At 63.0% G+C, this 12,094-nt stretch carries 9 protein-coding genes and 1 pseudogene; 5 read left to right on the forward strand and 5 right to left on the reverse strand.

The features are described from left to right. Positions 1–85: 85 nt before the first annotated feature. Together prfB and lysS are read left to right on the forward strand one after the other, a co-directional pair. A protein-coding gene (prfB, locus tag KW825_RS14395) for a peptide chain release factor 2 (protein WP_126623275.1) occupies positions 86–1,184 on the forward strand; the annotation gives its coding sequence in 2 pieces (ribosomal slippage) (positions 86–160 and positions 162–1,184; 1,098 coding nt in all). Positions 1,185–1,204: 20 nt separating this feature from the next. Further along, entirely contained in the window at positions 1,205–2,743 is a 1,539-nt protein-coding gene (lysS, locus tag KW825_RS14400; protein WP_033132420.1) for a lysine--tRNA ligase, read from the forward strand. 99 nt (positions 2,744–2,842) lie between these two features. On the opposite strand, the gene KW825_RS14405 is transcribed toward lysS, so the two are convergent. After that, positions 2,843–3,649 (reverse strand): PhzF family phenazine biosynthesis protein, encoded by an 807-nt coding sequence (locus KW825_RS14405; RefSeq protein WP_218329588.1) that lies wholly within the window; start codon positions 3,647–3,649, stop codon positions 2,843–2,845. A 183-nt stretch (positions 3,650–3,832) separates the two neighbouring features. Here KW825_RS14405 and KW825_RS14410 point away from each other — a divergent pair, with 183 nt between their 5' ends. From KW825_RS14410 to KW825_RS14420, 3 genes are read left to right on the forward strand one after another with little or no spacing between them, the layout of a single operon-like run. After that, positions 3,833–5,623, forward strand: coding sequence for an assimilatory sulfite reductase (NADPH) flavoprotein subunit (locus KW825_RS14410; protein ID WP_218329589.1), 1,791 nt, complete (start codon positions 3,833–3,835; stop codon positions 5,621–5,623). Then, entirely contained in the window at positions 5,623–7,347 is a 1,725-nt protein-coding gene (cysI, locus tag KW825_RS14415; RefSeq protein WP_218329590.1) for an assimilatory sulfite reductase (NADPH) hemoprotein subunit, read from the forward strand. Before KW825_RS14410 ends, cysI begins: the two co-directional genes overlap by 1 nt. After that, the gene (locus tag KW825_RS14420; protein WP_218329591.1) at positions 7,337–8,095 is read left to right on the forward strand and encodes a phosphoadenylyl-sulfate reductase; all 759 of its coding nucleotides are present in this window, start codon (positions 7,337–7,339) and stop codon (positions 8,093–8,095) included. The genes cysI and KW825_RS14420 overlap by 11 nt, the downstream gene beginning before the upstream one ends. Positions 8,096–8,225: 130 nt before the next feature. Here KW825_RS14420 and proX read toward each other — a convergent pair whose 3' ends face one another. The 4 genes and pseudogenes from proX to KW825_RS14440 form a co-directional block, all read right to left on the reverse strand. After that, complete coding sequence (proX, locus tag KW825_RS14425; protein ID WP_218329592.1) at positions 8,226–9,212, reverse strand: glycine betaine/L-proline ABC transporter substrate-binding protein ProX; 987 nt, start codon at positions 9,210–9,212, stop codon at positions 8,226–8,228. Continuing rightward, the gene (proW, locus tag KW825_RS14430; RefSeq protein WP_218329593.1) at positions 9,209–10,354 is read right to left on the reverse strand and encodes a glycine betaine/L-proline ABC transporter permease ProW; all 1,146 of its coding nucleotides are present in this window, start codon (positions 10,352–10,354) and stop codon (positions 9,209–9,211) included. Before proW ends, proX begins: the two co-directional genes overlap by 4 nt. After that, complete coding sequence (proV, locus tag KW825_RS14435) at positions 10,351–11,547, reverse strand: glycine betaine/L-proline ABC transporter ATP-binding protein ProV (protein WP_218329594.1); 1,197 nt, start codon at positions 11,545–11,547, stop codon at positions 10,351–10,353. Before proV ends, proW begins: the two co-directional genes overlap by 4 nt. Before the next feature lie 428 nt (positions 11,548–11,975). Then, positions 11,976–12,094, reverse strand: a pseudogene (locus tag KW825_RS14440) (IS1595 family transposase); the annotation flags it as partial.

The following is a 12,094-nucleotide window of genomic DNA, read 5'->3' on the forward strand; positions in this document are numbered from 1 at the left end:
CAGGGGCAGCCAACCCTGTCTATTCCTTCCGCAATTGGCTAGAATATCCCGTTTTTAAATCACATCGACCCCGAGAGTTTTCACGATGTTTGAAGTCAATCCTGTATTAAACAAGCTTAAGGAGCTGTCTGAGAGGACCGAGCTGCTTAGGGGGTACCTTTGACTATGACGCCAAGAAAGAGCGTCTAGAAGAGGTCAATGCCGAGCTGGAACAGCCGGATGTCTGGAATGAGCCAGAGCGCGCACAGGCGCTGGGCAAAGAGCGCGTGTCGCTGGACAACGTGGTCAACACCATAGACGTCTTGACACAAGGTGCTGAGGACGTCGAGATGCTGGTCAGCCTGGCGGTTGAAGGCGAAGACGAGGAGACCTTCAACGAAGCCGTGGCCGAAGCCGATCAGCTGGAAGCCAAGCTGGTTGATCTCGAATTCCGCCGCATGTTCTCCGGCCAGCACGATGGCTCCGACTGCTACATCGACATCCAGTCCGGTTCCGGTGGCACCGAGGCCCAGGACTGGGCCAACATGGTGCTGCGCATGTACCTGCGCTGGGGCGATGCCCACGGCTACAAGCCGGAGCTGATCGAGCTGTCTGACGGCGACGTGGCCGGTATCAAGTCCGCCACCGTCAAGTTCACCGGCGAGTATGCGTTCGGCTGGCTGCGCACCGAGACCGGCGTGCACCGCCTGGTCCGTAAATCACCGTTTGACTCGGGTGGCCGTCGTCATACCTCGTTCTGCTCGGTGTTCGTCTACCCCGAGATCGACGATGACATCGAGATCGACATCAACCCGGCCGATCTGCGCATCGACGTCTACCGTGCCTCCGGCGCCGGTGGTCAGCACGTCAACCGGACCGAGTCCGCGGTGCGTATCACCCACATCCCGACCGGGGTGGTGGTGCAGTGCCAGAACGACCGTTCCCAGCACAAGAACAAAGATCAGTGTATGAAGCAGCTGAAGGCCAAGCTCTACGAGCTGGAAATTCAGAAGCAGAACGCTGAGAAGCAAGCCCTCGAAGAGACCAAGTCCGATATCGGCTGGGGCAGTCAGATCCGCTCTTACGTGCTCGATGATGCCCGTATCAAGGATCTGCGCACCGGCGTCGAGACCCGTAATACCCAATCGGTACTCGACGGCGACTTGGACAAGTTTATCGAAGCCAGCCTGAAATCAGGCCTGTAAACAGAGCAGCAGGAATCACCATGTCTGAACAAACCACCACTCCGGCAGTCGAGAATCAGCTCGAACTGAACAACGAGATGACCGAGCGTCGCTCCAAGCTGGCCGCTCTGCGCGCCCAGGGCAATCCCTTCCCCAACGACTTCCGTCGTGACAGCCTGTCCGGCGATCTGCACGCCGAGTTTGGCGACAAGAGCGCCGACGAGCTGACGGCCTTGGGTAAACGGGTGAAGATTGCCGGTCGTATCATGACCCGCCGGATCATGGGTAAGGCTTCCTTCGCGACCCTGCAGGACATGGCTGGCAAGATCCAGATCTACGTGACCCGTGACGATCTGCCGGAAGGCTTCTACAACGAGCAGTTCAAGAAGTGGGATCTGGGCGACATCGTCGGCGTGGAAGGGACCCTGTTCCGCACCAACACCGGCGAGCTCTCCGTCCACGTCTCCACCATCCGTCTGCTGACCAAGGCGCTGCGTCCGCTGCCCGAGAAGCACAAGGGCCTGACCGATCAGGAAGCGCGCTGCCGCCAGCGTTACCTGGATCTGATCGCCAACGAAGAGTCCCGCAAGACCTTCATGATCCGCACCCAGGTGGTCTCCGGCATCCGCAAGTTCTTCAACGAGAAGCGCTTCATGGAAGTGGAAACGCCCATGATGCAGGTCATCCCGGGTGGTGCCTCCGCGCGTCCATTCGTCACTCACCACAATGCGCTGGACATCGACATGTACCTGCGTATCGCCCCCGAGCTCTATCTGAAGCGGCTGGTGGTCGGTGGTTTCGAGCGCGTGTACGAGATCAACCGCAACTTCCGTAACGAAGGCATCTCGGTGCGTCACAACCCCGAGTTCACCATGATCGAGTTCTACATGGCCTATGCCGATTACATCGATCTGATGGACCTGACCGAGGAGCTGCTGCGCACCCTGGCCCAGGACATCCTGGGTGACACCAAGATCCATTACGCGAAAGAGGGCGAAGAGGGCCTGACCATCGACTTCGGTCAGCCGTTCCAGCGCCTCACCATGGTGGACTCCATCCTGAAGTACGCCGAGGGCGTGACGCTGGAAGATCTGTCCACCCTGGAGAGCGCCAAGGCCGTCGCCAAGCGTCTGCACATCGATCTGATGAAGGGCTGGGAGCTGGGTCACGTGATCACCGCCATCTTCGAAGAGACGGTGGAACACATGCTGCTGCAACCGACCTTCATCACCGAGTACCCGGCCGCCGTTTCCCCGCTGGCCCGTCGCAACGACCAGAACCCGGACGTGACCGACCGTTTCGAGTTCTTCATCGGTGGCCGCGAGCTGGCCAACGGCTTCTCCGAGCTGAACGATGCGGAAGATCAGGCCAAGCGCTTCCAGGATCAGGTGAACCAGAAAGAAGCCGGTGACGACGAAGCCATGTTCTACGACGCCGACTTCGTGACCGCGCTGGAACACGGCCTGCCGCCGACCGCCGGTCAGGGTATCGGTATCGACCGTCTGGTGATGCTGTTTACCAACAGCCACACCATCCGCGACGTCATCCTGTTCCCGGCCCTGCGCCCACAACAGAAATAAGCCATCGCCTCGGGCCTGGCCTGAATGCTCGATAGCACTAAAAACGCCCCGCAACTGCGGGGCGTTTTTTATGGCGAAGAGAAACTGCCGGCTTGCGGCTTACGCGCCGGGTGGCAGCAGCCACTCCCCCTGCCACAGGGTCAGCGCCTGACCCGCCATCAGCACCCGCTCCCCAGCCAGGCTGAGCCTCAGCTCCCCCTCTCGGGCGGAGATCTGGCGCGCCCGCAGCTGTGTCTTGCCGAGGCGCTCGGCCCAGAACGGCACCAGGGCACAGTGGTTGGAGCCGGTGACCGGATCCTCCTCCACCCCGACCCAGGGGGCGAAGTAGCGGGAGACGAAGTCATCGTCCCCACGGCTGGACGGCGCCGTCACCATCAGGCCGCGACCGGGCAGGGCGCGCAGGGCGTGGAAATCCGGCGCCAGGGCCCTCACCTCCTCCTCGCTCCCCAGCTCCAGCAGGAACTTGGCGCCGGCCGCCAGGGTTTGCAGCGGCCGGCAACCGAGCGCTGCGGCGTAGGCCGGATCCAGCGTCAGGGGGGCCAGCGGGATGCGCGGGAAGTCGAGCCGGATCCACTCCCCCTCACGGCAAGCCTGCAGCTCGCCGCTGCGGGTCTCGAAGCGCAGGGTCTGCGCACGGGCCACCGCCCCTGCCTGCCACAGCACATGGGCGGCCGCCAGGGTGCCGTGGCCGCAGAGATCCACCTCCACCGCCGGGGTGAACCAGCGCAGCCGATAGTGCGCGGGCCCGATGGGGCTGAGGAAGGCGGTCTCCGACAGGTTGAACTCCGCCGCCATGGCCTGCAGCTCGGCATCGGACCGCTCGGGCCCCAGCACCACCACCGCGGGGTTGCCACCGAAGGGGCGCTGGCTGAAGGCATTGACATGAAACAATCTGGTCATCGACATCTATCCTGTGTGGCTGACGGAAGGACTCATCACTGCGCTTTTATAACACGGGTCAAGGGCGGCTTGAGCCGGATCCTGACTTTATAAATTCACAAATCGCATAAAGAAGACATTTTTATTCTTTGTTGTTATCCATCGCGCCCCTTAACCTGACCAAAAATCAGACCATGGAAGACGTGTGTGATGCAACTTACGGATATCTCTCCCCTCTCTGGCGACCAGCAACGCCAGCTGAACCAGGTCCTCGCGACCCTCAACACCCAGCAACTGGCCTGGGTGAGCGGCTATCTCTATGGCCTCTCCCAATCCGGCAGCCAGCCGATCTCAGGCGCCGCTACCAGCCCGGCAGCGGGTGGCAGCCTGACCATCCTCTACGGCTCCCAGACCGGCAACGCCAAGGGCGTGGCGAGCATCATCCAGCAACAGGCGCAGGCCCTCGGCCTGCCCGTCACCCTGATCTCCATGGCCGACTACAAGCCCAAGCAGCTCAAGAAAGAGAGCCACCTGCTGCTGGTAGTGAGTACTTACGGGGAGGGGGAGCCGCCGGAGAGCGCGGTGGATCTGTTCGAACAGCTCAAGAAGGGCAAGATAGGCAAGCTGGAGGGGCTCAAGTTCGCCGTGCTGGGGCTGGGCGACAGCTCCTACGAATTCTTCTGCCAGACCGGCAAGGACTTCGACGACTTCCTGGCAAAGGCGGGCGCCGAGCGCCTGCATGAACTCGCCAGCCTGGACGTGGACTACCAGGAGGCCGCCAAGGCCTGGGGCGAGCAGGCGGTCAAGGCCATCGCCGCCACGCTTGCTGCGAGCGGATCTGCCGGTGCGGCGACAGCCAGCGTGACCGGTGCTGTACAGGCGGCGGTCGGCCACAGCCAGTATCACAAAGAGAATCCCTTCCCGGCGCGGTTGTCGGTCAATCAGAAGATCACCGGCCGCGATTCCACCAAGGACATCCGCCATATCGAGATCAACCTTGAGGAATCCGGCATCACTTATCAGCCGGGGGATGCCCTGGGTATCTGGTTCGACAATGACGCCGATCTCGTGGGCGAAGTGCTGGCCCTGACCGGCCTCAATGGCGATGAAACCACCGCCCAGGGCCCGCTGCGCACCGCGCTGACCCAGCATTTCGAGCTGACCCGGCTGCACGGCGGCTTCATCACCGGCCTGGCCGACATCTCTGGCAACGCCGCCCTGAAGGATCTGGCGGGGGACAAGGCCCAGGTCAATGCCCTGGTCGCCGCGGCCCAGGTGGTGGATGTGCTCAAGCGCTTCCCCGCCAAGCTTAACGCCGAACAACTCGTCGCGCTGCTGCGCCCGCTCACCCCGCGCCTCTACTCCATCGCCTCCGCCCAGAGCGAGGTGGAAGAGGAGGTGCACCTGACCGTGGGCGTGGTACGCCATCCCCAGGCCGATGGCACCCTGCGCAGCGGCGGCGCCTCCTCCTATCTGGCGGACAGGCTGCCGGAAGAGGCCGAGGTGCGGGTGTTCGTGGAGCACAACGACAACTTCCGCCTGCCGGCGAACCCGCAGACTCCACTGATCATGGTGGGCCCGGGCACCGGCATAGCGCCGTTCCGCGCCTTCCTGCAGGAGCGGGAAACCACAGGGGCAGAGGGCAAGAACTGGCTGTTCTTCGGCAACCCGCACTTCACCCAGGACTTCCTCTATCAGGTGGAGTGGCAGCGCTATGTGAAATCCGGCCTGCTGTCGAAAATTTCCCTGGCCTTCAGCCGGGATCAGGGCCACAAGATCTATGTGCAGGACAAGTTGCGCGAGCAGGGGGCCGAGCTGTTCCAGTGGCTGGAAGCCGGTGCCCACTTCTACGTCTGTGGCGATGCCAACCACATGGCGAAGGATGTGCAGCAGGCTCTGCTGGAGGTGATTGCCGAACATGGTCACAAGAGCCATGAGGAAGCAGAAGAGTATCTGAGCGAATTGCGTCGTGCCAAACGTTATCAAAGGGATGTCTATTGATGAGCAAGCAAACAATCTCGAAGCAAGAAGCAGGACCGGTTGAAGGACCACTGTCCGACAACGAGCGCCTCAAGCGTGAAAGCAACTTCCTGCGCGGCACCATAGAGAAGGATCTTCAGGACCCCCTCACCGGCGGCTTCAACGGCGACAATTTCCAGCTGATCCGCTTCCACGGCATGTACCAGCAGGATGACAGAGACATCCGCGCCGAGCGCACCGCCCAGAAGCTGGAGCCGCTGCACAACGTCATGCTGCGGGCCCGCCTGCCGGGCGGCATCATCACCCCGGCCCAGTGGCAGGTGATCGACAAGTTCGCCGAGGATCACAGCCTGTACGGCAGCATCCGCCTCACCACCCGCCAGACCTTCCAGTTCCACGGGGTGCTCAAGCGCGACATCAAGCTGATGCACCAGACCCTCAACGGCACCGGTATCGACTCCATCGCCACCGCCGGTGACGTGAACCGCAACGTGCTCTGCACCAGCAACCCGGTCGAGTCCGAGCTGCACCAGGAGGCCTACGAGTGGGCCAAGAAAATCTCCGAGCACCTGCTGCCCAAGACCCGCGCCTACGTGGAGATCTGGCTGGACGGCGAGAAGCTCGGCGAGGATGAGGAGCCGATCCTGGGCTCCAACTACCTGCCACGCAAGTTCAAGACCACTGTGGTGATCCCGCCCCACAACGATGTGGACATCCACGCCAACGATCTCAACTTCGTGGCCATCAGCGATCACGGCAAGCTGGTGGGCTTCAACGTGCTGGTGGGTGGCGGTCTGGCCATGACCCACGGTGACACCAGCACCTACCCGCGCAAGGCGAGCGACTTCGGCTTCATCCCGCTCTCCCATGTGCTGGAGGTGGCTGCCGCCGTGGTCGGCACCCAGCGTGACTGGGGCAACAGAGTCAGCCGCAAGAATGCCAAGACCAAGTACACCCTCGAGCGAGTGGGCGTGGCGGCGTTCAAGGCCGAGGTGGAGCGCCGCGCCGGCATCCCGTTCGGCCCGGTGCGCCCCTATGAATTCACCAGCCGTGGCGATCGCTTCGGTTGGGTCGAGGGGATAGACGGCAAGCACCACCTGACCCTGTTCATCGAGAACGGCCGCCTGCTGGACTTCCCGGGCAAGCCGCTCAAGACCGGCATGCTGGCGATCGCCCGCGTCCATCAGGGGGATTTCCGCCTGACCGCGAACCAGAACCTGATCATCGCCGGCGTCCCCGTCGGCGAGAAGGCGCGCATCGAGGGGCTGGCCCGTCAATACGGCCTGCTGGACGATGGCGTGAGCGAGCAGCGCAAGCAGTCCATGGCCTGCGTGGCCCTGCCCACCTGCCCGCTGGCGATGGCGGAAGCCGAGCGCATGCTGCCGGCCTTCGTCAGCGACATCGAAGGCTTGCTGGCCAAACACGGGCTGGCGGATGACGCCATCATCTTCCGGGTCACCGGCTGCCCCAACGGTTGCGGCCGCGCCATGCTGGCGGAGGTGGGGCTGGTGGGCAAGGCCCCCGGTCGCTACAACCTGCATCTGGGCGGCAACCTGGAGGGGACCCGCATCCCGCGCCTCTATCAGGAGAACATCACAGAGCCGCAGATCCTGGCCGAGCTGGACGCCCTCATCGGCCGCTGGGCCAAGGAGCGCCAGGGCGCCGAGTGCTTCGGCGACTTCGTGATCCGCACCAAGGTGGTGGCCCCCGTCATCGATTCAGCGAGAGACTTCTATGCCGCTTGATCTGCAATCCCTCCTCGGCCTGAGCCGGGAGGAGCAAACCGAGGCGCTGGCTCCCCTCAACCGGGAGCTGGATGCCATGAGCGCCCCCGAGCGGGTGCGCTGGGCACTGGCCAAGCTGCCGGGAGAGCATGTGCTGTCGTCCAGCTTCGGCATCCAGGCCGCGCTGATGCTGCACCTGGTGAGCCGCGAGCGGGCCGAGGTGCCTGTGGTGCTGACCGATACCGGCTACCTGTTTCCGGAGACCTACCGCTTCATCGACGAGCTGACCGAGCGCCTCGCCTTGAATCTCAAGGTCTATAGGGCCGAGCTGTCACCGGCCTGGCAGGAGGCCCGCTTCGGCCTGCTGTGGGAGCAGGGGGTCGAGGGGATCACCCGCTACAACCAGCTCAACAAGGTGGAGCCCATGGACAGGGCCCTGCGGGAGCTCGGCGCCCAGACCTGGTTCTCCGGCCTGCGCCGGGAGCAATCTGGCAGCCGTGGCAAGCTGCCGGTGCTGGCCATCGCCCGCGGCCGCTTCAAGTTCCTGCCGGTCATCGACTGGAGCAACAAGGACGTCTTCTATTACTTCAAGGAGTTTGAGCTGCCCTATCACCCGCTGTGGGATCAGGGCTACCTCTCGGTCGGCGACGTGCACACCACCACCAAGTGGGAGCCGGGCATGAGCGAGGAGCAGACCCGCTTCTTCGGCCTCAAGCGCGAATGTGGCCTGCACGAGGAGAAGGGCGAGCACGACGGCTCCGGCATCTGAACCGCCGGTTGATAGGCTGCTTTGACCATAAAAAACGCCCGGCAACTGCCGGGCGTTTTGCTTGCTGTTCCACTTGTGAAGACCAGCGGGCCGAGGTCTACAGAGAGTGCCCCTTGCCCGCCGGCTCGGCCTACTGCGCGGCGGCGCGGGCCTGGGCCAGCCAGTCGTCGACCTGGGCCTGGTGCCCCTTGAGCCAGGCATCCGCATGACGCTCCACATCCGCCGGCTTGTTCTGCCCCTTGTTCATCAGGCCGTTCTGGATGTTGATGTCGTTGAGGGGCAGCTTGACGATGCTGAACAACTTGGCGGCCGCCGGGTTGGCATCGGTGAAGGCCTTGTTGGCGACTATGTGCATGGTGTTGACGGCAAAGCCGTAATTCTTGCCGTTCGGCAAGCGGGTCTGGTCCGCACCCCTGGCATCGGCCGGCACCTCCAGCCACACCACGTCCCGCCCCGGCACCAGCTCGCTGCTGAGCCAGTAAGGGGTCCAGGTGTAATAGAGCACCGGCTTGCCGCTCTGGTAGCGGGCCAGGGTATCGGCGACCAGGGCCGCGTAGTTGCCCTGCTTGTGGCTGACGGTCGGGGTCAGGCCGAACTCGTCGAGATGTTGGTTGATCGCCCCTTCGCAGCCCCAGCCCGGGTTGCAGCCTACCAGATCCGCCTTGCCGTCACCGTCGCCGTCAAACAGCGCCGCCAGCTTGGGATCCTTGAGCTGACCCAGGTTGGTGATGCCGTATTGGGTCGCGGTCTGCTTGTCGATGAGATAGCCCTGGGCCGCGCCGGCCACATAGGTGCCCTGGCGGAAGAACACCTTGTCCCCCCCCGCCTGCTCGTACTTGTTGTCCTGCAACGGGATCCAGTTAAAGGCCAGGAAGGTGCCGTCCCCCTGCGCCACCGAGGCGTAGGCCACGTTGTAGTCCACCTCCTGCGCGGGTCGCACCTCATAACCCAGCCGCGTCATCAGCTTGCTGACCAGCAGGCTCTGGAAGGCCTCTTCCGGCAAGGAGCTCTGCAGGGGCTGCACCTTGACGCCCTCCCCCGGCAGCTCGGTGCTGGCCATGGCGACCGTGCTCAGCAACAGGGTGCCCAGGGTCAGGCTCTTGGTGATGCGTCTCATGAGGTTACTCCTTTGCAATGAATGGATTTGCTGCGACCGCACAGGCGCAGCAGCAGCGCCATGGGGCCACGCTGATACCAGCGGCCGACCCGGCTGCGATCCGGCTGCCCCATCGCCTGGGTCAGTCGGTCGAGGACGATGGCCAGCAGCACTATGCCGAGGCCGCCGATGGAGGCGAGCCCCATGTCGAGGCGGCCTATGCCGCGCAGCACCATCTGGCCCAGGCCGCCGACCGCGATCATGGAGGCGATCACCACCATGGAGAGCGCCAGCATCAGGGTCTGGTTGACCCCGGCCATGATGGTGGGCATGGCGAGCGGCAGCTGCACCTTGAACAGCAGCTGGGAGGGGCTGGCACCGAACGAGTGGGCCGCCTCCACCAGATCGGCGGGCACCTGCCGGATCCCCAGCATGGTCAACCGGATCATGGGCGGCAGGGCGAAGATGACGGTCACCACCACCCCGGGCACGTTGCCGATGCCAAACAGCATGACGATGGGGATGAGGTAGACGAAGGCCGGGGTGGTCTGCATGGCATCCAGCAGCGGCCGGGTCCAGGTGGAGAGCCGCTCGCTGCGGGCCAGCAGTATGCCGACCGGCAGCCCGATCAGGACGCAGAAGAACAGCGAGGTCAGCACCAGCGACAGGGTCACCATGGCATCGGACCAGGCACCGATGAGGCCTATCCCGATGAGGGAGACCAGGGTGCCGAGCGCCATGCGGCCGTTGACCAGCTGCCAGGCGATCAGGGTCAGCAGGCCTATCATCAGGGCGGAGGGCACCGTCTGCAGCACGTGAGTCATGGCGTTGAGGGTCAGCTCCACCGGTGCCCGCACCAGCTGGAACACCGGCCGCAGGTTCTCCACCAGCCAGCCGATGCCGCTCTCGACCCAGCGGTCCAGCGGCACCAGCGCCTGCTGGAAGGGATCCAGCCAGTCGATGGAGGCCCCGGTATCCGCCGTGGCGATCTGGTTCTGCCAATCGGCGGCCTGGGTTTCGGTGCTGCCCCAGGGATCGCTGGTGGCGGTGGTGGCCGTGGCGGCCCAGGGATCGGCCTGCGCCTCGTCGGCCCAGGCGGGGCCGCTCGCCAATAACAACAGTGCCAGCAAGCCGGCCAGCAGACGGTGAGGGATCAAATTCATAGCGGGGTACTCCTGTCCAGGGTGTTCAGCAGGTTGGCCTTGGAGATAAGCCCAAGGTAGGTGCCATCTTGCTCGACCACGGGCACCTGACAGGGTGCGGCGGCCACCTGGCTGATGAGTTCGTTGAGGGAGGTGTCAGCCAGGATGGGCTGGATATCCGCCAACAGCGCCTGCTCCAGGCTCCCCCTGTCACGCACCGCCTGACTCAGCGACTCGACCGAGACGACCCCGATGAAGTGGCGGCTGCGATCCACCACGTAGCCGTACTCCCGCTCCAGCTCCTTGAGCTGGCGCAGGGCGTTGCCCGGCCCGTCGGTGGTGTGTTTCTTGATGAGCGGCGTCTGCTTGCGACTGGCCACATCCCGGGCGCTGAACACGTTGGCGAGATCCACCCCGCGAAAGAAGGCGCGCACATAGTCGTTGGCGGGCTGGTTCAGGATCTCGTCCGGGGTGCCGACCTGCACCACCAGGCCATCCTGCATGATGGCGATGCGATCGCCGATGCGCATCGCCTCGTCCAGATCGTGGGAGATGAAGACGATGGTGCGCTGCTGGCTGGCCTGCAGCTTGAGCAGCTCGTCCTGCATCTCGGTGCGGATCAGCGGATCCAGCGCGGAGAAGGCCTCGTCCATCAGCAGGATGTCGGGGTCATTGGCCAGCGCCCTGGCCAGGCCGACCCGCTGCTTCATGCCGCCGGAGAGGGCATCGGGGTAGGCGTCAATCCACTGCCCCAGGCCCACCTGGTGCAGTGCCTGACGGGCACTCTGCTGGCGCTCCGCCAGCGGCACCCCGGCCAGCTCCAGGCCAAAGGCGGTATTTTCCAGCACGCTCAGGTGGGGCATCAGGGCGAAGGATTGAAACACCATGCTGATCTTCTTGCGCCGCACTTGGCGCAGCTCGCTGTCCGAGATGGCGGCTATGTCCTCGCCGTCGATCAGCACCTGACCACGGGTCGGCTCGATGAGGCGGTTGAAGAGGCGCACCAGGGTGGATTTGCCCGAGCCGGAGAGGCCCATCACCACGAAGATCTCCCCCTCATGGATGGCCAGATTGACATCCTGGACCCCCAGGGTCTGCCCGGTCTTTTGCAGAATGCTGGCGCGATCGTGCCCTTTCGCCAGCAATTTGAACGCTTTTTCCGGATGTTCTCCGAAGATTTTATAGAGTGATTTGACTTCGAGTTTGACTGTCATACTGTCCTTTTTTCATGGTCGACATCTGGGTGATTAGCCTGCCGAACGCGAACCAATTACTTTCTACACTAAACAATTTTCATGAATAACAAAAGAACCATAAGAGTCCCAAAAAATTACTAAATTCATAAGCAACTGATTTTTATGATTTATTTACAGCAACAAAAATTCAACAGATGACCGAATAACGCCGAATAAACATGAGATCCTTGCAATAAAAATCCATAACCATTCCATTTAATGAGCAAAATCAAGCAAGTGAGGGTTATGGCGGAGGGCCATTCCCGGGTGGATGGCTGCCTCCCATGAAGGGCCCTGAAATGATTACAATACTAACTATATTTAATCGCTGTGAGGGGAACATTCGGAGGGGGTTGGGCAGAGCGAGAACCTATGCCGGGTGCGACGACCAAGCCGCAAAAAAAAGGCTATGTCCCAATTACGTGTTGCATGGGGCGCCCAAGCGCCTCATGCAAGCAACGTGGAACATCCACTTCCCGCCCATAACGCTCCAGCATCCGTCGCCAGCCCAGATAATTCCTCAGAT

Origin of the sequence: Aeromonas sp. sif2433, from assembly GCF_019218705.1 — a bacterium.
Classification (GTDB): domain Bacteria; phylum Pseudomonadota; class Gammaproteobacteria; order Enterobacterales; family Aeromonadaceae; genus Aeromonas; species Aeromonas encheleia.